The following is a 705-nucleotide window of genomic DNA, read 5'->3' as shown; positions in this document are numbered from 1 at the left end:
GGCCGGACCCTCCCCTCTAGGGGGAGGGGGACGACACCGCTTCCCGGCTCATAATAGCCCGCCTTCGGCACGCTGACCGGCTCCGCGACCGCCATGTCCGATCCCGCCAGCCGGGCCAGCCGATGCACCAGCGCTGTCATGTTGGCCGGGCCGCCCTCGCGAAAATAATTGAGCAGACCGTCGAGCTCTTCGCGGGGCAGCGTCGAGCATTCGATCAGCCGCAAATCCTCGTCGTGGCTCTCGCCGGGCAGCAGCGCCAGTTTTATGCCGCGTGCGCGGGCGGTCGAGGCAAGCTGGTCGCAGCCATAGCGCCACCAGTCATAGCCGCCGAGAATGCGAACCAAAATAACCCTGGCGTGGCGGGCGACGCTGTCGATCCAGAGGTCGACGGACATGGGATGGCGCAGATCACGCAAAGCCGCCAGCCGCATCGACGGCAGGCGATCCGCACCTGCCTTCCACGCCGCCGCCAGCCCGGCCAGATCGCTGTCGGTGAAGGACAGCGCCACAACATCCGCAGGCGTCTGCCTGAGATCAACGGGCTCGGCGAGATCGTCGAGCGAGGCGGATGTTGTGGTGAGGATGTGCATCGCGGCTCGTGCCTGGGGTCAGCCGGCTAGGATACGCTCGATGGCCGGGCGGTTCAGTCCTTTCAGACCGATGACGACGAGACGCGAACGGCGGTCGTCCCCAGCGGTCCAGGCG

General features: G+C 67.2%; 1 protein-coding gene and 1 pseudogene. Both read right to left on the bottom strand.

Going from position 1 to position 705, the window contains the following annotated elements; all coding sequences use genetic code 11:
- A pseudogene (locus tag EOA86_RS37140) lies at positions 1 to 590 on the bottom strand (cobaltochelatase subunit CobN); the annotation flags it as partial.
- 18 nt (positions 591 to 608) lie between these two features.
- Positions 609 to 705: GTP-binding protein (locus EOA86_RS37135; RefSeq protein ID WP_164892433.1), on the bottom strand; the 97-nt coding region annotated here is incomplete at its 5' end.

Source organism: Mesorhizobium sp. M5C.F.Ca.IN.020.32.2.1 (assembly GCF_004023105.1).
In the GTDB taxonomy this organism is placed as follows: domain Bacteria; phylum Pseudomonadota; class Alphaproteobacteria; order Rhizobiales; family Rhizobiaceae; genus Mesorhizobium; species Mesorhizobium wenxiniae.
This window is presented reverse-complemented; position numbering and strand designations above follow the sequence as displayed.